The sequence below is a fragment of the Vibrio sp. 661 genome, assembly GCF_033339315.1.
Classification (GTDB): domain Bacteria; phylum Pseudomonadota; class Gammaproteobacteria; order Enterobacterales; family Vibrionaceae; genus Vibrio; species Vibrio alginolyticus.
Genome location: NZ_JAWOUJ010000005.1, coordinates 224,231 through 247,439 on the forward strand (window position 1 = coordinate 224,231; position 23,209 = coordinate 247,439).

Annotated in this window: 25 protein-coding genes; 12 read left to right on the plus strand and 13 right to left on the minus strand. The window is 44.5% G+C overall.

Annotated features, from left to right (window positions below; all coding sequences use genetic code 11):
- Window positions 1-164 precede the first annotated feature (164 nt).
- The 8 genes from R7P69_RS12675 to R7P69_RS12710 all read left to right on the plus strand — a co-directional run bounded on the left by R7P69_RS12675 (window position 165) and on the right by R7P69_RS12710 (window position 8,031).
- Window positions 165-2,201 carry a methyl-accepting chemotaxis protein gene (locus R7P69_RS12675; RefSeq protein WP_193837629.1) on the plus strand — a complete coding sequence of 679 codons (2,037 nt, stop codon included), beginning with the start codon at window positions 165-167 and terminating at the stop codon, window positions 2,199-2,201.
- Between the two features lie 96 nt (window positions 2,202-2,297).
- Window positions 2,298-3,125 carry a 23S rRNA (guanine(745)-N(1))-methyltransferase gene (gene rlmA, locus R7P69_RS12680; protein WP_062730495.1) on the plus strand — a complete coding sequence of 276 codons (828 nt, stop codon included), beginning with the start codon at window positions 2,298-2,300 and terminating at the stop codon, window positions 3,123-3,125.
- Between the two features lie 97 nt (window positions 3,126-3,222).
- Window positions 3,223-4,170, plus strand: coding sequence for a ChaN family lipoprotein (locus R7P69_RS12685; protein ID WP_054701560.1), 948 nt, complete (start codon window positions 3,223-3,225; stop codon window positions 4,168-4,170).
- Between the two features lie 251 nt (window positions 4,171-4,421).
- Window positions 4,422-4,781 carry a hypothetical protein gene (locus tag R7P69_RS12690; protein ID WP_053349598.1) on the plus strand — a complete coding sequence of 120 codons (360 nt, stop codon included), beginning with the start codon at window positions 4,422-4,424 and terminating at the stop codon, window positions 4,779-4,781.
- 398 nt (window positions 4,782-5,179) lie between these two features.
- Window positions 5,180-6,757: an alkaline phosphatase gene (locus R7P69_RS12695; RefSeq protein WP_005380687.1), complete on the plus strand. Its 1,578-nt coding sequence runs from the start codon at window positions 5,180-5,182 to the stop codon at window positions 6,755-6,757.
- A gap of 136 nt (window positions 6,758-6,893) precedes the next feature.
- Window positions 6,894-7,193: a ribbon-helix-helix domain-containing protein gene (locus R7P69_RS12700; protein WP_005384938.1), complete on the plus strand. Its 300-nt coding sequence runs from the start codon at window positions 6,894-6,896 to the stop codon at window positions 7,191-7,193.
- 140 nt (window positions 7,194-7,333) lie between these two features.
- A complete protein-coding gene (locus R7P69_RS12705; protein ID WP_005380685.1) occupies window positions 7,334-7,729 on the plus strand; it encodes a VOC family protein in 396 nt (131 codons plus the stop codon).
- Between the two features lie 17 nt (window positions 7,730-7,746).
- Window positions 7,747-8,031: a putative quinol monooxygenase gene (locus tag R7P69_RS12710; protein ID WP_005384942.1), complete on the plus strand. Its 285-nt coding sequence runs from the start codon at window positions 7,747-7,749 to the stop codon at window positions 8,029-8,031.
- Between the two features lie 69 nt (window positions 8,032-8,100).
- Here R7P69_RS12710 and R7P69_RS12715 read toward each other — a convergent pair whose 3' ends face one another.
- Both R7P69_RS12715 and R7P69_RS12720 read right to left on the minus strand, forming a co-directional pair.
- The gene (locus R7P69_RS12715) at window positions 8,101-9,780 is read right to left on the minus strand and encodes a mechanosensitive ion channel family protein (RefSeq protein WP_005380681.1); all 1,680 of its coding nucleotides are present in this window, start codon (window positions 9,778-9,780) and stop codon (window positions 8,101-8,103) included.
- Window positions 9,781-9,971: 191 nt separating this feature from the next.
- On the minus strand, window positions 9,972-10,412 hold the full coding sequence (locus R7P69_RS12720; RefSeq protein ID WP_005384948.1) for a YcgN family cysteine cluster protein: 441 nt from the start codon (window positions 10,410-10,412) through the stop codon (window positions 9,972-9,974).
- A gap of 188 nt (window positions 10,413-10,600) precedes the next feature.
- Between R7P69_RS12720 and R7P69_RS12725 the strand changes: the two genes are divergently transcribed.
- From R7P69_RS12725 to aqpZ, 3 genes are all read left to right on the plus strand, one after another.
- On the plus strand, window positions 10,601-10,849 hold the full coding sequence (locus tag R7P69_RS12725) for a GlsB/YeaQ/YmgE family stress response membrane protein (RefSeq protein ID WP_005380625.1): 249 nt from the start codon (window positions 10,601-10,603) through the stop codon (window positions 10,847-10,849).
- Window positions 10,850-10,986: 137 nt separating this feature from the next.
- Window positions 10,987-11,235 (plus strand): YkgJ family cysteine cluster protein, encoded by a 249-nt coding sequence (locus R7P69_RS12730; protein ID WP_065767476.1) that lies wholly within the window; start codon window positions 10,987-10,989, stop codon window positions 11,233-11,235.
- A gap of 229 nt (window positions 11,236-11,464) precedes the next feature.
- Window positions 11,465-12,163: an aquaporin Z gene (aqpZ, locus tag R7P69_RS12735; protein WP_005384951.1), complete on the plus strand. Its 699-nt coding sequence runs from the start codon at window positions 11,465-11,467 to the stop codon at window positions 12,161-12,163.
- A 51-nt stretch (window positions 12,164-12,214) separates the two neighbouring features.
- On the opposite strand, the gene recR is transcribed toward aqpZ, so the two are convergent.
- From recR to R7P69_RS12770, 7 genes are all read right to left on the minus strand, one after another.
- On the minus strand, window positions 12,215-12,814 hold the full coding sequence (recR, locus tag R7P69_RS12740) for a recombination mediator RecR (RefSeq protein WP_005380619.1): 600 nt from the start codon (window positions 12,812-12,814) through the stop codon (window positions 12,215-12,217).
- A gap of 30 nt (window positions 12,815-12,844) precedes the next feature.
- Window positions 12,845-13,174 carry a YbaB/EbfC family nucleoid-associated protein gene (locus R7P69_RS12745; RefSeq protein ID WP_005380618.1) on the minus strand — a complete coding sequence of 110 codons (330 nt, stop codon included), beginning with the start codon at window positions 13,172-13,174 and terminating at the stop codon, window positions 12,845-12,847.
- An 82-nt stretch (window positions 13,175-13,256) separates the two neighbouring features.
- The gene (dnaX, locus tag R7P69_RS12750) at window positions 13,257-15,362 is read right to left on the minus strand and encodes a DNA polymerase III subunit gamma/tau (protein WP_182016276.1); all 2,106 of its coding nucleotides are present in this window, start codon (window positions 15,360-15,362) and stop codon (window positions 13,257-13,259) included.
- Window positions 15,363-15,370: 8 nt separating this feature from the next.
- On the minus strand, window positions 15,371-15,916 hold the full coding sequence (gene apt / locus R7P69_RS12755) for an adenine phosphoribosyltransferase (protein WP_005380615.1): 546 nt from the start codon (window positions 15,914-15,916) through the stop codon (window positions 15,371-15,373).
- Between the two features lie 162 nt (window positions 15,917-16,078).
- The gene (locus R7P69_RS12760) at window positions 16,079-16,465 is read right to left on the minus strand and encodes a YbaN family protein (RefSeq protein WP_080276930.1); all 387 of its coding nucleotides are present in this window, start codon (window positions 16,463-16,465) and stop codon (window positions 16,079-16,081) included.
- A gap of 33 nt (window positions 16,466-16,498) precedes the next feature.
- Window positions 16,499-16,630, minus strand: a complete 132-nt coding sequence (locus R7P69_RS12765) for a hypothetical protein (RefSeq protein WP_005380608.1) — start codon at window positions 16,628-16,630, stop codon at window positions 16,499-16,501.
- A gap of 223 nt (window positions 16,631-16,853) precedes the next feature.
- Window positions 16,854-17,960 carry a response regulator gene (locus R7P69_RS12770; RefSeq protein ID WP_005380606.1) on the minus strand — a complete coding sequence of 369 codons (1,107 nt, stop codon included), beginning with the start codon at window positions 17,958-17,960 and terminating at the stop codon, window positions 16,854-16,856.
- A 289-nt stretch (window positions 17,961-18,249) separates the two neighbouring features.
- Between R7P69_RS12770 and R7P69_RS12775 the strand changes: the two genes are divergently transcribed.
- The gene (locus R7P69_RS12775) at window positions 18,250-19,125 is read left to right on the plus strand and encodes a LysR family transcriptional regulator (protein WP_005384959.1); all 876 of its coding nucleotides are present in this window, start codon (window positions 18,250-18,252) and stop codon (window positions 19,123-19,125) included.
- Window positions 19,126-19,190: 65 nt separating this feature from the next.
- Here R7P69_RS12775 and purF read toward each other — a convergent pair whose 3' ends face one another.
- The 4 genes from purF to folC all read right to left on the minus strand — a co-directional run bounded on the left by purF (window position 19,191) and on the right by folC (window position 23,165).
- Window positions 19,191-20,705 carry an amidophosphoribosyltransferase gene (gene purF / locus R7P69_RS12780; RefSeq protein WP_005380592.1) on the minus strand — a complete coding sequence of 505 codons (1,515 nt, stop codon included), beginning with the start codon at window positions 20,703-20,705 and terminating at the stop codon, window positions 19,191-19,193.
- Between the two features lie 36 nt (window positions 20,706-20,741).
- Window positions 20,742-21,233: a CvpA family protein gene (locus R7P69_RS12785; RefSeq protein WP_005380590.1), complete on the minus strand. Its 492-nt coding sequence runs from the start codon at window positions 21,231-21,233 to the stop codon at window positions 20,742-20,744.
- Between the two features lie 61 nt (window positions 21,234-21,294).
- The gene (locus R7P69_RS12790; RefSeq protein WP_005380588.1) at window positions 21,295-21,888 is read right to left on the minus strand and encodes an SPOR domain-containing protein; all 594 of its coding nucleotides are present in this window, start codon (window positions 21,886-21,888) and stop codon (window positions 21,295-21,297) included.
- Window positions 21,889-21,902: 14 nt separating this feature from the next.
- The gene (gene folC, locus R7P69_RS12795) at window positions 21,903-23,165 is read right to left on the minus strand and encodes a bifunctional tetrahydrofolate synthase/dihydrofolate synthase (protein WP_005380586.1); all 1,263 of its coding nucleotides are present in this window, start codon (window positions 23,163-23,165) and stop codon (window positions 21,903-21,905) included.
- Window positions 23,166-23,209 lie beyond the last annotated feature (44 nt).

The window sequence follows — 23,209 nt, forward strand, 5'->3', positions numbered from 1 at the left end:
TTTTTGTAATAAAAGCTCTGCTTAGATGGTCCTATCTTTACTAACTTATTGGTTACTGGTCACTTTTGACGGTTTCATTAATAAATATCAAAAAAATTGATCATATAAACCGATAGCATACCGATACAAAACTCATAAATAATAAAAATATCAGGAATTAGTCTATGTTAGAGAGATACCGAAATCAAAGTGTCGGATTCCAGTTGAAACTGGTGATCACTTTGTGTCTATTCATTGCTTTCAGCAGTATTGCAGCGCTTGTTTACCGCAACGCTTCCGATGTTCTATTGGAAAGCACACTGAAAGAACACCAATCTAAAGTAGAATCAATGGCAAAAACCATTGCTGGCCAATTCGATGCTTACCTGCACACCGCTAAAGTCCTCGAATCTACTTTTCGCAATGGCTACCTTGCCGGTGTCTATGTCGAAAATTACACGGTTGACTTCATGGGACATGAAGTACCAAACATCACTCAATACAGTGAAAGCTTAATTAATGACACCAAGTTGGTCGACAGTTTCACACGTGATACCGGCGCTATAGCAACGCTATTCGCACCATTGGGTGACGACTTTATTCGGGTGTCCACCTCCCTAAAAGATCCACAAGGTCAGCGAGCGGTCGGAACCACGCTAGGCATCAACCATCCTGGTTATCAGCAACTTAAAGCAGGACAACCGTATTACGCTCAAATTAAATTGTATGGCGAGCGCTACATTACCTACTATGCCCCAATCAAAGATGCGACAGGAAAGGTAGCAGGCCTATCGTTTATTGGCTTACCAGTAGACCAAGCGACACAAACCTTATTCGATGCACTCGAAGAGATAAAATGGGGCGACACTGGTTACACCATTATCGTTGATAACGACGAAAACAATCTTGGTAAATACCTACTTCATCCAGCAAAAAGCGGCTCAGATTCGTCAATACTAGAAGTCGCCGACTACAATGGTCACAAGCCTTTTGGCCAGATTTTCGAACAATCTAGTGGATTAATTCGCTACCCTTTCGAGTACCAAGGTAACGTAGGCGAAAAGTATCTTGTCTACACAGAGGTTCCAGGTTGGAACTGGAAACTGCTAGGCGGTACATTTATCAAAGAAGTTACAAAAGGTAGCGACACGCTTCTCACACTCATTGCCATCATTTCTTCGGTAGCGGCAATCATTACTTTTGTTGTACTGACACTTTTCTTGAATCACAGCTTACAACCTCTCACGACTCTAAACTCATACATGACTCGCTTAGCCGGCGGCGAAGTCAGCTTGAGCGTCCCAGCGTCTCGTAAAGCATCAAAGAATGAAATTACGAACCTGAGCTCGGGTGTCGCCAGTATGGCAAGTCAGCTCAATGAACTTGTCGGTAAGATCCGTTCAACAAGCGACTTAGTGGAGAGCAACTCCACCAGCGTTGCCAACGATGCACATAGCAATTTGACCCAAGCCGACCGACAACAACAAGAAGTCGAGCAAGTTGTGACAGCGATTGAAGAAATGGCCTCTTCCGCTCAATCTGTCGCACAACAAGTCGAAAGCATTGCGGAAAACGTACGCTCAGCAAATACCGATAGCCAGTCTGGTCTCGCGATTGTTGAAGGCGTATGTATCGACGTTGCTCAACTTAACGATCAATTGGATCAATCAGCAACGGCTATCGAGCAAGTAAATCGCGATAGCGAGAGTATTCAAACCGTCACTAAAATGATTGATGAAATTGCTGAGCAAACCAATTTACTTGCCTTGAATGCCGCCATTGAAGCAGCACGAGCAGGTGAACAAGGTCGTGGCTTCGCAGTTGTAGCAGATGAAGTGCGCACACTTGCGCACCGAACCCAAAGCTCAGTTCAGGATGTCGTGGAAATTATCGAGAAACTAAAAGGGTCGACTCATAATGCAGTTAATATGATGACAGACAGCCAACGCAGTGCAAACCAGGTCTTGGACAAAGCACAAGACGCGGGCACAGCATTAGAAGCCATCGCAGTACAAGTGCAGTCGATAGCCTCTCAAGCCGACGCCATTGCAGCGACTTCAGAAGAACAAGCTCAAGTTTCACAAGAAATTGCAGCAAATGCCCATTCTATCAGTGAACTTAACCGAGAAAGCCGCAACACGAGCGCAAAAACCTCGCAAAGTGCCATTGAACTTCAACAACAAGCACGAAACTTGAAAGAGCAAGTCGACTTCTTCCACTAATACTTAATAAGAGCCGACCCAGTCGGCTCTTTTTGTTTCACTTGATACCACGCTTTTTGATAGAATTTGCCGCCCTACTTTCTGTTCGAGATCGTCATGAACTATCAATGCCCTCTATGCCACCAAGCTCTAGCGTTAAATGAAAAAACGTTTAAGTGCGAAAACAATCATCAGTTTGACTTAGCAAAAGAAGGCTACGTTAACTTGATGCCAGCGCACCACAAACGTTCTAAAGATCCTGGTGACAACAAAGAGATGATGCAAGCTCGTCGTCGATTCCTCGAAGGAGATTACTACAACCCAATGCGCCAAGAAGTGGCGCAGCTGTGTGCAACATACACTGAGGGGAGCACCCATCAATTATTAGATATTGGTTGTGGTGAAGGTTACTACACAGATCAAGTACAAAAGACGATAGAAACACAAGCGAACCATGCCACGATTTATGGCTTAGACATTTCCAAAGTTGCCATTCGTTACGCGGCGAAGCGTTACACGCACTGCAACTTTAGTGTGGCTTCTAGTCACCGACTTCCCTTCGCAAATGAATCCTTAGATGCCATTTTGCGCATTTATGCCCCGTGTAAAGCTGAGGAGCTGCAGCGCGTTGTAAAAAACGACGGCGTTGTTGTCACGGTTACTCCTGCTAGTCGCCACTTATACCAACTGCGTGAGCGGATTTATCAAGAAGTTCGTCTTCACAATGAAGAACCAGAACATATTGAAGGGTTTGAATTAGAGCACCAGCAGCATCTTAACTATGTTATGGACTTGAAAAACGGAGCCGCAGTCGATTTATTGCAAATGACGCCATTCGCATGGAAAGCAACCGATGCTCTTCGTGAAGAGTTGAAATCCGCTACACTTTTCCAATGTGAGGCTGATTTTATGTTGCGTGTATATCGCAAAAAAACACTCAATTAATACGTCAAAAAAACAACAAACGCAAATAGTTATCATTTATATTGATTCATTGCTCAGCCTCCATTAATATCATCCGGACATTTTTGGAGGCTTTTCAATGCGCTTTTCTACTTTGAGCTTGCTCTTTGCAGGCTTACTTACTGGTTGCTCTTCATATACGCACACCAACTCTCACGCAACCTCAGCGGAAGTCACTAGTTTTTACGACTACCAACTATACACCCCTTCTGGCGAGCACATCGCTCTAAGCAAACTGCCAATTGAGCTGCAACAAGCAGATGTCATTCTTATTGGTGAATGGCACACACACGCCGGCGTTCATCGCTTTCAAACCGATATGCTCAAACAACTTACGTCCTACGACCGCTCACTCGCGTTATCTATGGAACAATTTACCCGCGACAAACAACCTGTTGTTGACGCTTACCTACGTGGGGAGATCGGCGAACAGTACTTAATGAAACAAGCCAACGCTTGGCCCAATTATGAAAGCGACTATCGCCCTCTCGTGGAGTTTGCTAAGCAGAAAAATCTCCCGGTCATTGCAGCAAATGCACCAAAGAGCATTGTCCGATGCATTGGTCGACAAGGGCTAGATTACATTAACAAGCTCGATGATGATCAGCGGATGTTCATTGCACAAGCCATCAACACTGGTAGTAGTCCGTACAAAGAAAAGTTCATGGCATCCATGCATCACGGTAAGCCAGAGCAGACGGAAAAACAGTTTGCAGCTCAAGTTACTTGGGATGAAACTATGGCGGAATCTATCGTTAGCTATCTAGACGACAACCCAGGCGCTCAGATTGTCCATGTTGCGGGCAAGTTTCACACCGAGCAAGGGTTGGGTACGGCAGCATCAATCTTAAGCCGCAACCCGAGCTTAAAAGTGGTTGTAATTAGCCCAACAGATAACGTGCTTTCTGATAATACAGACTATCAGTTAGAGGTTCTCGCACCACCAGTACGGTATGTACAAGATGCTCACCGCATGGCGGCATATCAACATCTAACTAAACGCAATAACGATCTTCAATGTAAGTAGCTGGTCTTCAATTTAAGTTACTACCTTGCCGTTGCGTTGCATCATCACACCGCTTCAAGTTCATAGAGTGACAAGGGTCTGCTTCCTGCTGGTCTATTTTTTGCTAATGATCACCAATAGAAACTAGAAGCGGCAAAAGCAGACCTGTTTTTATCCAAATAGCTTCAGAAATAAACTTTGCCGCCGATAAAAATATAACTGCTTTTTACCCGCACTCAGTGACCGAGTGTCGATGTTCCAAGGAGTATTCGATGAATCCAGTAGGAAGCACTTCTGTTAATAGCTATGCCAAACAACCTGTCGCCTCTAAACAAGCAAGTATTGCACAAGAAGAAACTAGTGCTTCGCCGCTGAAAGTCGAACACAATAAGGTGACGCTTTCGACCGAAGGCAAAGCGCTACTTGCCGCTCTGCAACAAATCGAGCACGACAGCAAAAAAATAGAAGCAGAAGATAAATCTGTTGGTGAAAAGGTCGAATCTTTCACACATGGTGCGCTTGGCATGGATCACCCCGATAAAATCGAGAAAGAAGAGGATGGCTCATATTCTGCGGGTCAATACCTTTCTGCGGCACTTACCGTTGGTGGCATCATACTGGCATTAGTCTGATAACCAGTCTGATAATCGTCACGACAACAAATCCTATTTGAACCAAACACTTACTGCAGCCCATAATTTAATAAGCCAAAGAACGATATGATGCAAACGTAAGTGAATTCGACCGCTCTTGTGGCCCGATAATATATGCTCGTTTATTGCTCCCTAAACTAGGTTTCTTGTGAAGGCACTGAATGGATAACTTTAGTCCATGCTTTCAACTCCTAAGCGTAATCCAAGCCCACGTTTGTGGGCTTTCTTCTTTCCAAACTAACGAACGTTAGAGAGCGACTCATTTTTTCTGCAAAACCAAACAAAAACGACAATTTGGTTAAACTTTTATTACCGACACAAAACTTTCATAAATCATTGCTTTAATGCCTGCGCTTTCAATAAACAAGGAAAATATAATGAAGCGCTTAGTATCTCCAATCGTTACGGCAGTGGCTGCATCTACCCTCTCTTTCAACGCACTCTCAGCTGAAATCAAAAACGTCATTTTGATGATCGGCGACGGCATGGGTCCTCAACAAGTTGGTTTACTCGAGACCTACGCAAAACACGCACCTAACTCGGTTTACAAAGGCGAAAGCACAGCGTTATACAAACTCGCTCAAGAAGGTGTGATTGGATCATCACTAACCAATCCAGAAGACGCAATTGTCGTCGACTCTGCGTGCTCAGCTACGATGCTAGCGACAGGAATCCCTACCGCTTCTGAAGTCATTGGCATTGATAGCCAAGGCAACCATGTCGAAACTATTTTGGAAAAAGCCAAAAGTAAAGGTAAAGCGACAGGGCTCGTCTCTGATACGCGTATGACCCACGCAACGCCAGCAGCATTTGCCGCTCATCAACCACATCGCTCCCTAGAAAACAATATTGCGGCGGATATGCTCGAAACAGGCGTAGACGTGATGATGTCTGGTGGACTTCGTCATTGGATTCCAAAGTCGACAAACGACAAGGGAGAGACATACGAGCAACTTGAAAAGCTCACTCAAGGTAATGTCTACCTAAAATCGAAACGCAAAGACGAACGCAACTTGCTTGCCGAAGCGCAAGACCAAGGCTATAGCTTAGCTTTCAGCCGCGATATGCTCACACAAGCTAAAGGTGACAAATTACTTGGACTTTTTGCTTACTCGGGCATGAACGATGGTATTGCCTACAGTCAAAGCAAAAACGATCCAAAACGCACGCAGCCATCGCTGAAAGAAATGACCACCAAAGCAATCGACATTCTTTCAAAAGACAAAGACGGTTTTTTCTTGATGGTTGAAGGCGGCCAAATTGACTGGGCTGGCCACAGTAACGATGCAGGTACGATGCTGCATGAAATGCTTAAATTCGATGAAGCGGTAAACTCAGTTTATGAGTGGGCAAAAGGCCGTGATGACACCCTGATCATTGTTACTGCTGACCACGAAACCGGCTCTTTTGGCTTTAGCTACTCATCAGCAAACTTGCCTAAACCACAAAAACGCGACGGCGAAGCATTCAAAAATCAGGATTACGCGCCAAACTTCAACTTTGGTCAGTTCGAGATCCTCGATGGTTTATACAACCAAAAGAAAAGTTACTACGGCATGATCAGTGAATTCCAAGCGCTTGATAAGAAAGAGCAAACTCCAGAGAAGTTTGCGGAAGTCGTGAACGCAAATAGCGATTTTTCGATTACGCCTGAGCAAGCAGAACGCGTATTAGCAAGTAAACCAAATCCATACCGACTCGCTGGACACAAATACTTAAGCGAAGAGAACGTACCGACAATCAATGACTTTGATGCTTTCTTTCCTTACAACGACCGTGGCAACTTGCTAGCGCGTGAGCATGCAACAAAGCAAAACACAGTATGGGGGACGGGTACTCATACGCATACTCCTGTCAACGTATTTGCTTGGGGACCTGCAGAAACTATCCTTCCGGTATCAAAAATCATGCACCACTCGCAACTAGGCGAGTACTTGAAGCAACAAATTAAATAATCAACTTGCACTTACTTCACAACTCGTGATGTTTCAACGCTCTCGCAAGGGAGCGTTTTTTTATGCATGAAAACAGTTGACGTTTTAAATCGTACACCACAATAATTATGGGTCTTTAATTATATGAATAAAGAAAATGTGCGAAATCTTTGCTAAGCAACCCCAAGACAACTATCAGTTCATCACCCGCTCTATCCGTATTGATGGTCACGCGACCAGTGTAAAACTTGAAGCGAGCTTTTGGACAATTCTTGAGGAAATCGCTAGTGCTCAAAACATGACGGTTCCTAAATTCATAAGCACTGTTTATCAAGAAGCACTCGAATACAATGGTGAAGTGAACAACTTTGCCTCCTTACTTCGATGCGCTTGCCTCACTTACGCCCGCCAACCTCAAGAGACCACTCGTCAAGCACTTGCGCAACTTAACAGTTAATAGCAACCAACCGAGCAATAACCATCCTAGGCTATGCATCCGTATTATAAACCCTTGAGCATCTTCTAATTTGTCGTACTAGAGTACTACCCAGACTCCTTTTGAAATCGCTAACCTGTGCGGACTATCAAGGAGTACCTATGACAAAAATGATTCACACCATGATCCGAGTAAGTGATCTGGACCGCTCTCTACAATTTTACTGTGACGTACTTGAACTAGAAGTCGCTGATCAATACATCTTTGATGGCTTTTCTCTAACCTATCTAGCCAACCAAGAAACTGGCTTTGAATTGGAACTGACGCACAATCACGACCAAAGTGAGCCCTACACTCACGGCTCAGGTTACGGCCACCTTGCCGTCAGCGTGGAGGACATTGAACAAGCCCACAAACGCATTAAATCTCTCGGCATTGAAACTGGTGACATCAAAGCCTTTGACCATCAACAAAAGCATTTAGCAACGTTCTTTTTTGTAACCGACCCTGATGGTTACAAAATTGAGTTCCTGCAACGCCAAGGGCGTTACCTATAACAAAAAGAGTAAACATTATGATTCACTTGACGGCTACCTTTCATGCACAACCGGGAAAAGAACAAGAGTTGAAAGAGGTACTTACCCGAGCGCTTGAACCTACTCGCAATGAAGAAGGTTGCGTTCGTTATCAATTGTTCCAAGATAAAGACAATACATGCCACTTCGTTTTTCAGGAGCAATTTAAAAACCAACAAGCATTTGAGCTTCATGGTAAAACAGAACACTTTGCTCTTTTGATTAGCCAGATCGACAACTTGTTAGAATGCGAGCCTAAACTGGTGTTCTTTAACGAACTGTAACTATAGCGCTAACCGAAGATCAAAAAAGGCACTCTATCTAGAGTGCCTTTCACTAGTTGGGACCTGTGATTAAGCGTCTTGCTTCTCCACCATATGCAAATGCACATCTTGTTGTGGGAAAGGAATCGAAATACCTTCTCGGTCGAAGCGTAGTTTCACCTCTTTTGTCACATCCCAGTATACATCCCAGTAATCATCCGTTTTTACCCAAGGACGCACAATAAAATCTACAGAAGACGTATTTAATGTATGAACTTTGATCATTGGCTCTGGAGTGCGAAGTACCGAAGGGTGAGAGGTAATGATATCAGACAATACTGACTCCGCTTTTAAGAGGTCATCCGCATAGCCAATGCCAAACACCATATCCACGCGGCGAATGCGTTCATGCGTGACGTTCTTAATAACATCTCCCCAGATTTTGCTGTTAGGCACAATAATAATTTGGTTATCAAACGTACGGATTGTGGTGTTCACCAAACTCATATGGCTTACCTTGCCATCTACACCGCCAGCATACACAAAATCACCAACATCAAATGGGCGATAAATAAGCAGCATCATACCCGCCGCGAAGTTGGATAACGTGTCTTGCAACGCGAAACCAATAATCACACCAGCAATACCGAAACCGGTTAGGATTGGCGCTAGGTTCAAGCCAAGCTGAGATAAGCCTACCATGATACCGATCACCCACACGAATTTGCCGGACATCGAGATAAAGAAGTCCTGCATCAAGTGGGAAAGTTTTAAGTTTTTCGATGCAACTGCCTTACGGACCACTTTGCGCGTTAACTTAGCCAGTCCACGAGCGATCAATAAAATCAGCGCAAAAACAAACAACTGGAAGATATGCTGCGGTGCATTCTCGGCAAACCAATCCAGTGCCGAGTTGGACCAGTGACTCAGTATTGACCACACAACTTTGGTATTCAGTAAGTCATGTGTGATATTACCCGTCACTTCAAAAATTTGGCGTTTGTATTCAGACGTTTCTAAACCGACTTTATCACCAATTGAAATCAGGTTGCGTAAGCTTTCTGTCGCAATATTTAGCCTTTGTTTAGTAATGAGCTGACTAAGTTGCAACGACGCTTTTTCCGACTCTGGGCTAGACGAAAGTTGGGAGCCAATGATCTCACTTTGCTGACTCAAGTACTCAATTGAAGCAGACAGTAAGCGCATACGTTTATCAATTTTATCTTTTAGTTCCGCTTCTGCGCGCTCGTTTTGGGCCCCTAGCTCCTTCAACCAAGCGAGATTTTGCCAGCTCGAATCGAAGCTAACATCAAGATAACGCTGTAGCTCTCGATAATCATTAACAAGAGCAAGCTTCTCTTCATCCTTAGCCTTATTTAAATCCTCGACGACTTTCTTTATTTTTTCCGATAGATAGTTCGTCGCATCCTCAGAGTATTGTTCTTGTTTTTTAACTAGCAAGATCAGCTTGTCGCGAGAGATAGTTTCACGTTCAATCGCTGACGCTAACTGGCTTCTTAATTCTTCATTCTTTTGGAATAGTTGCAGTTGAAGGGCATCACGCTCGTCGCCACTCGCTTGCGAGAGGCTTTGGGATAAATCCACAATCTCTCGGTTCAAGTTGTCAATCGAGATTTCGGCAGCAGAAGGCTCTTGGATATCGTCAGTAGCAGTCGCATGAACAGCCATTGGGGAGAACATAATGACGGCAAGTGCGAATAATGTCACCCAAGATGTCAGGCGCAGTTTCTGGGGGAAATGAAACGTCATGTTTACCTCATAGGGAACAATCCTGATCAAAACAATCAGGAATAGAAGTGTAAAGCGTTGAAATCATACTCCTAAGTTTACAACACTAAATAATAAACTGAGCAGCATTTCGTTAGCGAGACGTCAAAGTTGGGAGCCCCAATAGCAAACAAGCCTTTCATTTAATCAATGAAAGGCTTGTTTGTATTCGACTAAGGACGGTTGGGATGATTTAAAATATGGTCTTCCCAATCCACCACATCAATCTCGTAAACAACTTTGTTACGGACACTTTCCCCTGCCGCATGCATTGCGGACTTAGAGCCTGTAATCAACGGATGCCATTCTGGTAAAGGCTGCTTTTCAGCCAACAGACGGTAAGCGCACGTGTGTGGCAGCCAAGTAAAATCGTCGATGTCTTCTCGGGTCAGCTTGGTGCACTCTTCACCCGAAGTGAAACGGTTTGGGTAATCCTTACATGAACACGTTTTACTGTTCAGCCAGCTACAAGCCACATTGGTATAGTAGATTTCATCGGTATCTTCATCCATCAGCTTATGCAAACAACATTTGCCACAACCATCACAGAGAGATTCCCATTCCTCTTCTGTCATCTGCTCTAACGATTTACTTTGCCAAAATGGAGTGCTCATACTTCAGGTCTCACCAAGGGAATTTAGGGGGCGATTTATACTCTTCTCAACGCAAAAGTTCAAGTTTTGAGAAGATCTTGCATCCTTCCCACATAACGGTGGAGATATTCAACTACTTTCGTTTTACTGTTCTATCCTTAAACAAGTTTCCATTACTCAATTGATCAAGAAGGCATTAAGGAGTTTTCATGGGTATTATTTCTTGGATTATTTTGGGCTTAATCGCCGGCGCACTTGCTAAATGGCTCATGCCAGGAAAAGATGGGGGCGGTTGGATTGCAACAATGTTACTTGGTATTGCAGGGGCATTTGTAGGTGGCTTCCTTGGCGGCATTCTCGGTTTCGGCGGAGCAACTGGCGTCAACATTGGTAGTATCATTACCGCAACACTAGGCGCATTTATTCTGTTGTTTGTTTATAACCGTTTCTTAAAATAATCACGATGATTTAAAAGCAAAAAACCAAAAAGGGAGCGTAATGTTAAGCGCGCCCTTTTATTTTTTTCTTTCTTCACTCTTCCAATCCACGTCAAAATGACCATAATTGCCCCCTTAATTTTTAAGAGGTTTACATTATGGATTGTCGATTAGGATGTGGAGCGTGCTGTATTGCGCCAAGTATCTCTTCACCAATACCTGGAATGCCCAAGGGCAAACCTGCAGGTGTTCGTTGTGTGCAACTCAACGACGACAATTTGTGCAAGCTATTTGGTAAGCCTGAACGCCCTAAAGTCTGTCACGATTTTAAACCGTGTCCGATTGTATGCGGCAAGACCAATCAAGAAGCACTCGACAACATCACTGAATTAGAACAATTGACGTAATGCGACTCTAGACCACACGTTTAAAGTTAGTACCTCGGTTGTTTCTCTCCGAGGCAGTAATCAAAGCAAACTCAAGATTTAGCACTTTCCCCCTCTGCTTTTTATCTCACCCTTGAGAACTCTTGCCACATAGCGTTCCATTTGCGGTTTTCGCGCGATCTCCCTCACAATTTATTGACAATTCTCGACTATGTTCAGCGGGTCATTTAATTAAAGATCAGGAAAGAACATGAATAAGTATTTGGCTGAGGCTTTTGGCACGTTCTGGCTAGTGTTAGGCGGCTGTGGTAGCGCGGTGTTGGCTGCGGGTTTCCCTGAAGTGGGTATTGGTCTGTTGGGCGTTTCTTTGGCATTCGGTTTAACCGTTCTGACGATGGCATTTGCTATCGGTCATATTTCAGGTTGTCACTTGAACCCTGCAGTGACAGTTGGCCTTTGGGCAGGCGGTCGTTTTGAAACAAAAGACGTTGCTCCCTACATCATCTCACAGGTTATCGGCGGGCTTATCGCAGGTGGCGTGCTTTACGTTATTGCATCTGGACAAGCAGGATTCGATGTTGTGGGTTCTGGCTTTGCCGCCAATGGTTATGGTGAACACTCTCCAGGCCAATACTCGATGATCGCTGCACTTGTGACTGAAGTTGTCATGACGATGATGTTCCTGATTGTCATTATGGGTGCAACAGACAAACGTGCGCCACAAGGCTTTGCACCTATCGCAATTGGCCTGTGTTTGACTCTCATTCACCTGATCAGCATTCCTGTCACCAATACGTCAGTAAACCCTGCTCGTAGCACGGCAGTCGCAGTATATGTGGGTGACTGGGCGGTTTCTCAGCTATGGCTGTTCTGGATTGCTCCTATTGTGGGTGGCGTGCTTGGTGCGGTTATCTACAAAAATCTTCTTGGTAAAGAATCGAACGATTAATCGTTCCCAACTCCCAAGATCAAAAAAGCCGCTGAATTCAGCGGCTTTTTATTAAATTCTGTGTCGACCTAATAGCGAATGTGACAACGTCGTGCCATCAACAAGCTCTAGCTCCCCACCGACAGGCACACCATGCGCGATGCGGCTGGCATCAACTTGGTGCTCTTTACATAGCTCTGCGATGTAATGGGCAGTGGCTTCACCTTCAACTGTTGGGTTTGTCGCCAAAATCACTTCGGTAATATCACCGCGACGTAAGCGGTAATCAAGGACATCTAATCCAATATCACTTGGACCAATACCATCTAATGGCGACAAATGCCCCATAAGAACAAAATACCGACCAGAATATTGGCCTGTTGCTTCAACGGCTGCGATGTCTGCTGGGCTTTCTACCACACAAATTTGACCATTTTCTTGGCGTTTTGGGTTGGTACAAATGTGACAGACTTCTTCTTCGGTGAAGGTTCGACACTCAGTACAATGACCTATTTCTGTCATTGCCTGACTCAGCGCATCTGCAAGCTGCAAACCGCCTTTTCTATCGCGCTGTAACAAATGAAAGGCCATACGCTGCGCTGACTTGGGGCCAACCCCAGGTAGACAACGTAAGGCCTCCATCAATTGCTCCAGCATATGACTGGTACGCATTAAAAGTCCGCTTAATTAAATATCAGCAGATTAGAATGGCATTTTCATGCCTGGTGGTAGTTGCATACCGCCAGTTACAGAAGCCATTTTCTCTTTTTGAGTTTCTTCAACACGACGGGCTGCATCGTTGAACGCCGCAGCGATCAGATCTTCAAGCATTTCTTTGTCGTCTTCCATCAAACTTTCATCGATGTCAACACGACGTACGCTGTGACTACCAGTGATAGTAACTTTAACTAGGCCAGCACCAGACTCGCCAGTTACTTCCATATTCGCGATTTCTTCTTGAAGCTTTTGCATGCGATCTTGCATTTGCTGGGCTTGCTTCATTAGGTTGCCCATACCGCCTTTACCAAACATGTTTATCTCTCTGGTTTAATGAGGTGTTGCATCAATTAATGGGGTTATACCTTTGGGTTTTCAACCCCATTCCATTCGATTATTAGATAGGGCGCACACTATCTTTATCAAGCTCTGCAGCAAAACGACGTTCAATAAATTGAACATTTGGATCGTTTTCTAAACTGTTCAGCGCTTGCTGTAATTTCTCTTGGTAGAGCCTATCTCTCAGTTCAAGTGGTGTTTCTCCACTCTCCCCTATTTCGATGCTCATGTGGCACTCTTCACCCAACACGGTATTAAGTGCTTTAAGCAATTCGGCTTGAGCTCTATCAGTATTCAAATGAGCTTGGCTGCTTCTCAATAGTAACGAAACGGTTGTTCCTTCCTTACTATAATGAGAGTTTAGCGCAAGTTGCTCTACCAGCTTAGGGATCTCCATTAAGCTGATTAACTTCGCCCATTCATTATGTTCTAATGACTCATCGATGAGCTTTTGTGCCATTTCAGGCGTTTTCTCATGCTCAAGTGCCTGCTTGAGCTGCGTAGGTGTCAGTTTTGTATTTACTTTTGTCTCAACAGGCTTGCTTGGACGCCAGCGATACGCTTCCTCAACTTGTGGCTCCGTCGACTTCGGAGCTGAGTTTGGCGACACCTGCGCGGAATTGCCATGCAATTGCGCTACTCGGTCGATAACCGATTCTGGTTGTGCAGATGCCGCTTTAGGCTTTTTTGAGCCACCATTTTGAGGAGTGTTCTGTTGTAGGCCTTGACGCTGAGAACGTAATTGGTGACGTAAACCGCTTAGACCACCGCGCGCTGGTGTTGAAACGCTCTCTTGCATTTGTTGAGGTGGCGTTTCATGCTGCGGCGCTGGGTTTTCACTCATCGGCGGCGCCATATCATACTGTGGTGGAACCGTCTCATATCCACTCGCTTGATACTCAGGTTGCGAACTGGATGAAGGTTGAGGCGCCACTTGTGGTGTGCTTTGTGCTGGACTCGGCTGCTGAGCTCGAGGAGCAGCGGCTGTCTGAGCTGGCGCAGCCTTTGGTTGACTGGTACTTTGAGCCGGAGATGACGCTGGCTCGCAGTTACTAGAAACAACATTTGCCCCACTGTTATTTGATGGGCGGAACGCCATCATACGCAGCACAATCATTTCCAAACCGACTCGCCCATTTGGCGAGAGGGTCAAATCTTCACGACCTTTCAATGCAATTTGATAGTAAAGCTGAACGTCTTGCGGGCTTAGAGCTTTACTCAACAGCTCAATTTTCTCTGCATCTGGTTGTGCTCGGTCTAACGACGCGGGCAACGCTTGATACATCGCAATTCGGTGTAACTGTGTTGCGACTTGCTGCAACAAACCATCCCACTCAACACCATTTGCCGCTAATTGTTGGATTTTATCCATAGCTTGTTGAGGTTTCTTGCTGCTGATTGACTCTAGTAAGTGAATCGCTTGGTCGGTATCAATCGTCCCCAACATGTGGCTGACAATATCGGCTTGCACCGCACCGTTACCTAATGCAATTGCTTGATCAGTCAAGCTGAGAGCATCACGCATACTGCCATCTGCAGCATGTGAGATCATACCCAACGCTTTTGGCTCTGCTGAAACTTGCTCTTGACCTAGGATGTAATCAAGTTGCTGGTGAATATCATCAACGCTGATTGGTTTCAGATGAAACTGAAGACAACGCGACAATATAGTGACAGGCAGCTTTTGTGGATCAGTTGTTGCGAGTAAGAACTTCACATACTCTGGCGGCTCTTCCAGGGTTTTCAACAACGCATTGAAAGAGTGACGCGATAGCATGTGCACCTCATCGATGAGGTACACTTTAAAACGTCCACGAGCAGGTTTGTATTGAACGTTGTCTAACAGTTCGCGAGTGTCTTCAACTTTAGTACGTGATGCCGCGTCGATTTCAAGAAGATCGACAAAGCGACCTTCATCAATTTCACGACAAGTATCGCACTTACCACAAGGTGTCGCGGTAATGCCGGTTTCGCAGTTCAAGCCTTTGGCAAACAGCCTACCGATACTCGTTTTACCCACACCACGAGTCCCGCTGAACAGATAAGCATGGTGTAAACGGTTTTGCGCCAGTGCGTTTTCCAACGCCGTCAGGACATGTTTTTGTCCGACAACTTGGTCAAACTGATTAGGACGCCATTTTCGCGCTAAAGCTAAATAACTCATTGAATGTATTAATGTCCTTCAAAATCGCAGATGCTGTACACGTTTAGACCTAGTGCTTCTAAACGTTTATCGCCACCGATTTCTGGTAGGTTGATAACGAACGCAGCGTGCTCAACTTCACCACCCAGTTGGCGAATCAGCTTAGTCGTCGCTTCAATAGTACCGCCCGTTGCCAATAAATCGTCGACAACCAGTACTTTGTCGCCTTCAACGATGGCATCTGTATGGATTTCTAGTGTATCAACGCCGTATTCAAGCTCATAAGATTGAGCAACAGTAGGGCGTGGTAGCTTGCCTGGTTTACGCACTGGTACAAAACCAACACCTAGCTCAAGCGCTAAAGGCGCGCCAAATAGAAAGCCACGAGCTTCCGTACCCACAACCTTGGTAAAGCCCATATCTTTGTAACGTTCAACAAGTAAGTTGATCGTCGCTTGGTATGCTTTCGCGTCTTCAAGAAGGCTCGTCACATCACGAAATAGAATGCCTGGCTTTGGGTAGTCTTGGATGCTTTTGATGCTAGATTTGATCAGTGAAATTGTTTCTGTAGTCATAATACCGATTTACTTAGATTGGCTCATCGCCCTCTCTAATCGCAGTATCACGAGGGCAACGAACAATAGGTTTTCACCACTATGTGCTTATTTTCGTAAAAGTCACAGGCGCTGAAAATACAAACGCCCACTCGAAGAGCGGGCACACTATTCTCTACAATCTTAGTGATTTTCTTCTCGGTCAGCAACCAACTCAATCACAGGCAGACGCATAAACCAGCTGAGTAAAACGATTAGCATCACTAAAAGACCAATTTTTACCCAAACGAGGGGGACAACAACGATTGAAACCATGAAACTAAGCGCAATAAAAATCGCACCACGCTTTTTTACTTTTGAAGTAACAGCCCGATGCTTATGCCAATTGTCGAGAATGGGTCCAAACGTTTTGTGGTTATGTAACCATTGATGAAATGCGGGGCTACCACGCATAAAACATGCGCTAGCAAGCAAAATAAAAGGTGTGGTGGGTAAAAGTGGAAGGGCTATGCCGGCTATGCCGAGCACAATACAGAGTCCACCAACAGTATTGAAAAAGTAACGCTTAATACGAATGGTGAACTCCGGTACAAAATAGCTAGATTAAAAGCCTGCGTAACCATTCATTACACGAAGCCAGGTTAGCGTTGCAGGAAGTGTTGGGATCAAAAGAACTGCAATAAAACCTAAAAAGTAAAAAATATTATAAGGCTCTTTAAAATCTTTGTCTGCCATGATGTGTCTTCTCACTAGTTGACTTTGCTTCTCCCAAGGCACAGCGTTAAATTATCGTTGCACAAATGGGTCATTATTGTTTTAAGCGCTGACTATACATTAAACAGCCAAATCTAAACACCAGTAAAAAGTAAGGTTATTAAACTAAACGTATGTTGTTTTGGTGGTCCTAAAAAGATAATAAGCAGCGTAAGGACGCTGCTTATTGGTTTGCAAGTCATAATTATACTAGTCGGGATTTCCGGGTAATACTTAAACTAAAACTTGAAGAACCTAAACACCCGATAGACAACTGTCCTGCAACACTAAGCGGTAAATCGCGGGTGATGAAGTTTTTCATACTTCCTCCCCCTAAACGGTTACCTGCTGCGATGTGTTGATTCGTATTTCCGTCAGACCAATGGCTATCTAAACCCGCAGGCAATATAGAGACCGAGGATGAAGCGAGGTCGGCGACACCAAACACAGCATTGACTGCACCCGCACACTCCGAACACTCAATTCCTTTTTCAATGATCCCTACCATGTCCTTAAGATCAGCACTGAAACTTTTCAAGTTACGGAGATAGTCGTCAAACAATGCCCTAACGAGCAATGTCGTCGCAACTCCATCATTAGCTTGGGAAGCAGAATCAACGAGATAAAACGCAAATTGACCATTCATTAACCAACGATAATCGAAAACCAAGGGCATCACATCCGTCGATTGCAATAAACGGTACGAGCAGCGCCAATCTCCCTGAGCAGCATCCTTCTCTGGCAATAGCGCTTGCAGTAAATCTCTTGCCGCACTCGGATTCTGTTGTAAATATTCCAGATGCCAATATAGCTCTTGTTCATCTGGGATTTCACCACCATCATCAACCCTGAACCACTGACTTGAAAAGTCACGTTGTTCTGAGAAGTGGCTATCGGTATCTTCTAGCGTATTCTCTATCGCCTGAGATAGGTGCTCATAATTACCTATCGGTTTAGGAAGAAAATCTTTAATACCAAATCGCAACGCTTTCGCGACATCGGACATTTCATCCGTGCCTGATACCACGATAAGCGGCATATATGGGTATTCGAGACTAACTTCTTCGACGAACTCGATACCATCTAAGACCGGCATCGATAAATCACATAAGATAAGATCGGGTTGGCATTCCCTGAGTTGTTGAAGCGCTTCTAGGCCGTTTTCTGCTTCTACTACTTTAAAACCCTGACTTTCTAAATAGGCATTGGTTACTTTACGAAATATTGGATCATCGTCCACCAACATTATTAGTTTTTGATTAATCACTTCCTGTGCCGAGACCATTGCCGTTTGACTGTGAGTCTTAAACATACCTTTATCCCTCACAAAGCTCAGTCAAAAAAACAGATTTATTATTAAGTCATTATTTTTGTTGTGTTTACTTCCAGCAAAACGTGTCACAGCAAGACCTGAGGCCGCTTCGCCTTGTTATAAAACTTAGCTCGGAAACTGCATTAATACAAATATTACGGCGTATAACAGTATTTACTCAAACAGGGTTGCTGTGTTCAAATGATGCAACATGTTGACTTAAAGCAAGCTTTGATCACAAAGTTAATTATAAATTAACCGTAATCGGTAATTTAATGTGTCTGGAAATATGAAATTAGATGACTTAAACCTGTTTCGACTGGTTGTCGAAAATGGGAGCTACACCGCAACTTCGCGAAAAACCATGATCCCGGTTGCGACCATCACCCGACGCATTCAAGCGCTAGAAGACTCTGTCAATCTTCGACTATTGAACCGTCATGCTCGCAAACTTTCGCTCACTGAAGCAGGGGAACGTTTTTACCATGAGTGCTCTCCTTTACTACAAAGGCTAACAACCGCAGCAGAGGAAATCACTGACGACTGCCGAGGAGCATCCGGCAAGATTAAGATATCCGCGCCTTACAACTTAACTAAACGAATGATGATGCCGATGTTCAACAGCTTTATGAAGCAGTACCCGGACATCAACATTGAGCTAACGACAGAGAATAATGCGGACAAGCTTGACCCTACTGAATGGGATGTAATTTTTCGAGTGGGACCTCAACGCGACTCTAGCCTCATCGCGCGTAAGATTGGCGAAGTGAAGGATATTCTCGTTGCAAGCCCTGACTATCTAACCTCGAATCCTGCGCCACATCATGCAGAAGAGCTCTCTAACCATTCATTGCTAAAAGGGTACCCGCTTATTAAGTGGACCTTGATTAATAGCAAAGGCGAGTCTGTGGTGAATGTTGATCGTGGTCGTTTTCAAGCAAACGCTCTCAATGTGGTGCGCAGCGCTTGTTCCGAAGGTTTAGGCATCACACTAATGCCAGATGTCATGATCAAAGAGTACATCGAGAGCGGCGATTTGGTACGCGTACTGCCAGATTGGAGTGCAAACCCGCGCGACATTTATATGCTTTACAACCACAAAGACCACCTGCCAGAGAAAGTTCGCCTCTTTATTGACTTTGTGATCGCTTATAACATTCACTAATTAGATAGCGAAAACAAAAACCAGAGCCGAAGCTCTGGTTTTTTTACGACTTAAGAAAACGCACCCTATGCGCCTTCGTTATGAAGCTCTAGGTTTGCTAAGTCCTGTTGGATTTCAAGTTGTGTTTTCGCATCATCGTTACGAAGACCATCTAAAAAATCTAGGTATTGTTGGTCGATATCACCCGTTACGTATTCACCGTTAAACACGGAAGTATCGAACTGAGTAATGTCTTGATTTCCAAGACCTACAGCTTCTACCAAATCTTCTAGACGTTGATAAATAAGCGCATCGGCACCAATCTGCTTACAAATTGTATCGTTGTCACGGCCGTGGGCAATAAGCTCTGTAGCACTTGGCATATCAATGCCATATACGTTCGGGAAACGAACTTCAGGGGCCGCTGAGACCATGTACACTTTCTTGGCACCAGAATCACGAGCCATCTCAATAATCTGCTCTGACGTTGTACCACGAACAATAGAGTCATCCACCAGCAACACGTTCTTACCTTTGAATTCCGAACGAATAGCATTCAACTTGCGACGTACTGATTTCTTACGTTGTTGCTGGCCAGGCATGATAAACGTACGTCCAACATAACGGTTTTTCACGAAACCCTGGCGATAAGGGATATCGATCGCTTGAGCGATTTGCAGTGCAATGTCGCAAGACGTTTCAGGGATAGGAATGACAACATCGATATCAAGGTTTGCATAATCTTCACGAATACGTTCGCCCAGCTTTTTACCCATTTCAACGCGAGCGCTGTATACCGAAATTTTATCGATGAACGAATCCGGACGAGCAAAGTACACGAACTCGAAAATACAAGGGTTAAGCTTAGGATTATCTGCACACTGCTTCGTGTAAAGCTCACCGTCAAACGTTGCGTAAATCGCTTCCCCAGGTGCAACATCACGGACGAAATCAAAACCGACCGCATCCAATGCCACCGATTCAGACGCAACCATGTACTCTGCTCTGCCGTTAACTTCACGCTTACCTAAACACAGCGGGCGAATACCGTGTGGGTCACGAAATGCAATCATACCATGACCAATGATCATAGCTGTCACAGCATAAGCACCGCGAATTGTGCGATGAACATTGGTGACTGCGCGGAATACGTCTTCGGTCGTGACATTTCCTTTTACTGAGTCAATTTCGTGCGCCAGTACATTTAGTAATACTTCAGAGTCTGAAGTGGTATTGATATGACGGCGATCTTTTTCAAACAGCTTCTGACGAACTTCGTTAGCGTTAGTCAAGTTACCGTTGTGGGCAAGTGTAATACCGAAAGGAGAGTTTACGTAGAAAGGTTGAGCTTCTGAAGCGCTTGAACTGCCTGCTGTAGGGTAACGAACATGACCAATTCCGACCTCGCCTTGCAGGCGTTGCATGTGTCTTGCTTCAAATACATCCTTGACTAAACCGTTCGCCTTACGTAGACGAAAACGATTGCTTTCTATGGTACAAATACCAGCGGCATCTTGGCCACGATGCTGTAACACCGTTAACGCGTCATAAATAGACTGGTTTACAGGCGTTGTGCCCACGATTCCAACAATACCACACATGTCCTAATCCTCGATTTGCGACAGTAGCTGGCACTACTAGATAGTGCCAGACAGAAAACTTGATGTTGCTTGTAAATGCTCGAAGAATGGGGCGATGATACGGCTGAACTCAGGGATCAACTGTGAATCTTTCCACCAATCCGAGCTTGGGAATGCAGTAAACGCATCCATAAAAAACAGCACCGCAGAAACAATTAAGACTCCGCGTAGACCACCAAATACAATCCCGAGAATTCGGTCCGTACCTGATAGCCCTGTTTTTTGTACCAGTTGACCAATGACGTAATTCACCACTGCACCAACTACCAAGGTTGCGACAAATAACGCCGCAATCGCCGCTCCGTTACGAAACATATCATCTTCGATGTTGGTGAAGTACACCGCCAATTTGGCATAGTAATTACTGGAGATAAAAAACGCTCCGAACCAAATCACCAAAGACAAAGCTTCTTTAGCAAAACCGCGAACTAAACTGATCAGAGCTGAAAATCCGATCACACCTAAAATGATAAAATCTATCCAATTCATCTTTTCTTCATCTTAAGTTGGCGCGCATTTTAACAGAAAAAATGCTGACGCAAACGTTTTCTTATGGATTTAATGGCTTAAATTTAAGCAATTGACCTTTTGAACCTGTAATTTTTTGTAATTCTTGAACTTGTCGTTCAAGTTTACTTTTTGACACATCAGGGCCAACAATCACTCTCGTAAACTCGTTTTCTTTCTTTGTGTGAGCTTGATAACCACGCTTTTGCAAATCCGCGACAAGCGCGACAGCATTTTCGTGATTCTTAAGTGCCATCAACTGAATGATCCAAGCTGAATCTTCATATTGATTTTTCTCTTGAACAGGACGAGTGACGACCTCAACTTGCTCTGGTTGTTTGATGACCTCAGGTTTAGATGTTGGCACTGGCTCGGGCTCAGAAACGGCTACTTGAGCATCCTCACGTTCTTGCACTACAGCTTCAACCGGAGAATCCGGTAACGTAATGTCGTCTTCCACCGGCTCTAATATTTCGAAGTTTTCCACATCACTATCAAGTTCTGGTTTGATAGGAATACTGGCAAATTCTTCTTTGTAGTGCAGTTTCTTACCATCTAGCACATCGGGAAGAACAATGACTCCGACTGCGACTAGAATGATGGTGCCGACTAAACGACTTTGGAATTTACTTGCCATCAAAATACCTTTGCTTATTTATTATTTGATTGCCAATGTTCCAATACCTCTCCGACGGTATGGAATGAGCCAACCACCAGAATAACGTCTCCTGCCTTTGCGTGGCTTCTCGCACTCTCGAAGGCGTCAACAGGGTTTTCAAAATGAACTTGCCCATCAGGTAAGTATTGGCACAATTCATCAGCGGTCGCCGCTCTCGGTCCAGTAAGCGACGCTGGATACCATTGTGTTGCAACTGGAGTTAGCGCTTCAATGGTTGCTTTAATGTCCTTGTCATGCAGCATTGCAACCACAATATGGATATTCTTACCCAGATATTGTTGCTTCACTCTTTCTACCAAATACTCAGCAGAGTGCGGGTTATGAGCGACATCAAGGACTATTTCAGGTTCGTGATGCAGTACTTGCATACGCCCCGCCAAACGAGCATTATTCAAGCCATTGACAATATTTATGTCAGTGATTTGCAATTCCGAAGCCCCTAGTGCCATCAGTGCAGTGGCTGCATTTTGTAATGGTAGCGATGGGATTGGTAAATCCTCTAACTCAAATGCCCCACTGCTCCATTTCCAACCATTATCAGTTAGTTGGTAATCGTACTGAATACCTACTTGGAAGAACTCAGAACCAATATCGTCAGCATGAGCCGCCACGGTCGCTGGTGGCGTCGGTTGACCACAAATTGCTGGCTTCCCTGAACGGTAAATGCCCGCTTTTTCAAAACCAATAACATTGATGTCATCACCAAGCCAATCCACATGATCGATCGCTAAGCTCGTAATAACAGAAACATCATGGTCAACAACGTTAGTGGCGTCTAGACGGCCGCCAAGTCCTACTTCAAGTAAGACAACATCAACTTTCTCTACTTGGAAAATACGTAGCGCAGCAAGCGTACCGAATTCAAAGAGGCTAAGGCTAACATCACCACGCTGCTTTTCTACATAATCGAATGCTTCACAGTGCTTGGCATCTACAACGTCAACGCCATTAATGCGTACACGCTCGTTGTAACGAATCAGGTGCGGAGAACTATAAACACCGACTGAATAGCCAGCATCAAGTAAAATGGCTTCCATTAACGCACACGTTGAGCCTTTGCCATTGGTTCCGGCAACGGTGATTACGGTTGGAGCTGGTTTGGTAAGATTGGCTTTGTTTGCTACCGCTTGGACACGGTCTAAGCCTAGATCAATTGCTGAGGAATGAATATTTGCTAAATAATCAAGCCACATCTCTAATGAAGATGTGGCTTGAGGAATTGGGTTTTGGGTCATCTAACTTTAACCATTAAATTCTTTGGTTTTTATGTTAGTTGATA

What these genes read in the sequence shown, in the direction of transcription:
- R7P69_RS12675 (WP_193837629.1), top strand. Translation starts at nt 165, where the DNA reads ATGTTAGAGAGATACCGAAATCAAAGTGTCGGATTCCAGTTGAAACTG.
- rlmA (WP_062730495.1), top strand. Translation starts at nt 2,298, where the DNA reads ATGAACTATCAATGCCCTCTATGCCACCAAGCTCTAGCGTTAAATGAA.
- R7P69_RS12685 (WP_054701560.1), top strand. Translation starts at nt 3,223, where the DNA reads ATGCGCTTTTCTACTTTGAGCTTGCTCTTTGCAGGCTTACTTACTGGT.
- R7P69_RS12690 (WP_053349598.1), top strand. Translation starts at nt 4,422, where the DNA reads ATGAATCCAGTAGGAAGCACTTCTGTTAATAGCTATGCCAAACAACCT.
- R7P69_RS12695 (WP_005380687.1), top strand. Translation starts at nt 5,180, where the DNA reads ATGAAGCGCTTAGTATCTCCAATCGTTACGGCAGTGGCTGCATCTACC.
- R7P69_RS12700 (WP_005384938.1), top strand. Translation starts at nt 6,894, where the DNA reads ATGTGCGAAATCTTTGCTAAGCAACCCCAAGACAACTATCAGTTCATC.
- R7P69_RS12705 (WP_005380685.1), top strand. Translation starts at nt 7,334, where the DNA reads ATGACAAAAATGATTCACACCATGATCCGAGTAAGTGATCTGGACCGC.
- R7P69_RS12710 (WP_005384942.1), top strand. Translation starts at nt 7,747, where the DNA reads ATGATTCACTTGACGGCTACCTTTCATGCACAACCGGGAAAAGAACAA.
- R7P69_RS12715 (WP_005380681.1), bottom strand. Translation starts at nt 9,780, where the DNA reads ATGACGTTTCATTTCCCCCAGAAACTGCGCCTGACATCTTGGGTGACA.
- R7P69_RS12720 (WP_005384948.1), bottom strand. Translation starts at nt 10,412, where the DNA reads ATGAGCACTCCATTTTGGCAAAGTAAATCGTTAGAGCAGATGACAGAA.
- R7P69_RS12725 (WP_005380625.1), top strand. Translation starts at nt 10,601, where the DNA reads ATGGGTATTATTTCTTGGATTATTTTGGGCTTAATCGCCGGCGCACTT.
- R7P69_RS12730 (WP_065767476.1), top strand. Translation starts at nt 10,987, where the DNA reads ATGGATTGTCGATTAGGATGTGGAGCGTGCTGTATTGCGCCAAGTATC.
- aqpZ (WP_005384951.1), top strand. Translation starts at nt 11,465, where the DNA reads ATGAATAAGTATTTGGCTGAGGCTTTTGGCACGTTCTGGCTAGTGTTA.
- recR (WP_005380619.1), bottom strand. Translation starts at nt 12,814, where the DNA reads ATGCGTACCAGTCATATGCTGGAGCAATTGATGGAGGCCTTACGTTGT.
- R7P69_RS12745 (WP_005380618.1), bottom strand. Translation starts at nt 13,174, where the DNA reads ATGTTTGGTAAAGGCGGTATGGGCAACCTAATGAAGCAAGCCCAGCAA.
- dnaX (WP_182016276.1), bottom strand. Translation starts at nt 15,362, where the DNA reads ATGAGTTATTTAGCTTTAGCGCGAAAATGGCGTCCTAATCAGTTTGAC.
- apt (WP_005380615.1), bottom strand. Translation starts at nt 15,916, where the DNA reads ATGACTACAGAAACAATTTCACTGATCAAATCTAGCATCAAAAGCATC.
- R7P69_RS12765 (WP_005380608.1), bottom strand. Translation starts at nt 16,630, where the DNA reads ATGGCAGACAAAGATTTTAAAGAGCCTTATAATATTTTTTACTTTTTA.
- R7P69_RS12770 (WP_005380606.1), bottom strand. Translation starts at nt 17,960, where the DNA reads ATGTTTAAGACTCACAGTCAAACGGCAATGGTCTCGGCACAGGAAGTG.
- R7P69_RS12775 (WP_005384959.1), top strand. Translation starts at nt 18,250, where the DNA reads ATGAAATTAGATGACTTAAACCTGTTTCGACTGGTTGTCGAAAATGGG.
- purF (WP_005380592.1), bottom strand. Translation starts at nt 20,705, where the DNA reads ATGTGTGGTATTGTTGGAATCGTGGGCACAACGCCTGTAAACCAGTCT.
- R7P69_RS12785 (WP_005380590.1), bottom strand. Translation starts at nt 21,233, where the DNA reads ATGAATTGGATAGATTTTATCATTTTAGGTGTGATCGGATTTTCAGCT.
- R7P69_RS12790 (WP_005380588.1), bottom strand. Translation starts at nt 21,888, where the DNA reads ATGGCAAGTAAATTCCAAAGTCGTTTAGTCGGCACCATCATTCTAGTC.
- folC (WP_005380586.1), bottom strand. Translation starts at nt 23,165, where the DNA reads ATGACCCAAAACCCAATTCCTCAAGCCACATCTTCATTAGAGATGTGG.